Annotated in this window: 1 protein-coding gene; it reads left to right on the top strand. The window is 66.3% G+C overall.

Features of this window, described 5'->3' with window-relative positions; genetic code table 11:
• Positions 1-837 (top strand): 2-oxoglutarate dehydrogenase complex dihydrolipoyllysine-residue succinyltransferase (odhB, locus tag JMF82_RS21850; RefSeq protein ID WP_201316628.1); only part of this gene is annotated, 837 nt, incomplete at its 5' end.
• Positions 838-924 lie beyond the last annotated feature (87 nt).

Below are 924 nucleotides of genomic sequence, written 5' to 3'. Positions count from 1 at the left end.
GAGCAGAACATCGATGCCTCCAAGGTGGCCGGCACCGGCCGCGACGGCCGCGTGACCAAGGAAGACCTGGTCAACTACGGCAAGGGTGGCGCCGCTCCGGCCGCCGCCGCGCCGGCCGCCAAGCCCACCCCGGGTTCGCGCCCGGAAGAGCGCGTGCCGATGACCCGCATGCGCGCCCGCATCGCCGAGCGCCTGATGCAGTCGAAGAACTCCATCGCCATGCTCACCTCGTTCAACGAAGTGAACCTGGCCGAGGTGGTGAAGATGCGCAAGGCCCTGGGCGAGTCGTTCGAAAAGGCGAACGGCGTGAAGCTCGGCTTCATGAGCTTCTTCGTGAAGGCTGCCGCCGAGGCGCTGAAGCGCCATCCGATCGTCAACGCCTCGGTCGACGGCAACGACATCATCTATCACGGTTACCAGGACATCTCGATCGCCGTGTCCACCGACAAGGGCCTGGTGACGCCGGTGCTGCGCGACGTGCAGGACCAGAGCTTCGCCGACGTCGAGCGCGGCATCGTCGACTACGCCAAGAAGGCGCGTGACGGCAAGCTGGGCCTGGACGACCTGCAGGGCGGCACCTTCACCATCACCAACGGCGGCACCTTCGGCTCGCTGCTGTCGACCCCGATCGTGAACCCGCCGCAGAGCGCCATCCTGGGCATGCACGCCATCAAGGAGCGCGCCATCGTCGAGAACGGCCAGGTGATCGCCGCCCCGATGATGTACCTGGCGCTGTCCTACGACCATCGCATCATCGATGGCAAGGACGCGGTGCTGTTCCTGGTCGACATCAAGAACCAGCTGGAAAACCCGCAGCGCATGCTGCTGGGCATCTAAGTCCCCGCGTAGGCCCCTCTCCCTTTTGGGAGAGGGGTTGGGGCGAGGGTTCGGTCTTGCCGCAACGCCTCGCTCCGCACGCACNCC

It is taken from the genome of Dyella sp. EPa41 (assembly GCF_016586165.1).
Lineage (GTDB): Bacteria > Pseudomonadota > Gammaproteobacteria > Xanthomonadales > Rhodanobacteraceae > Dyella.
This window is presented reverse-complemented; position numbering and strand designations above follow the sequence as displayed.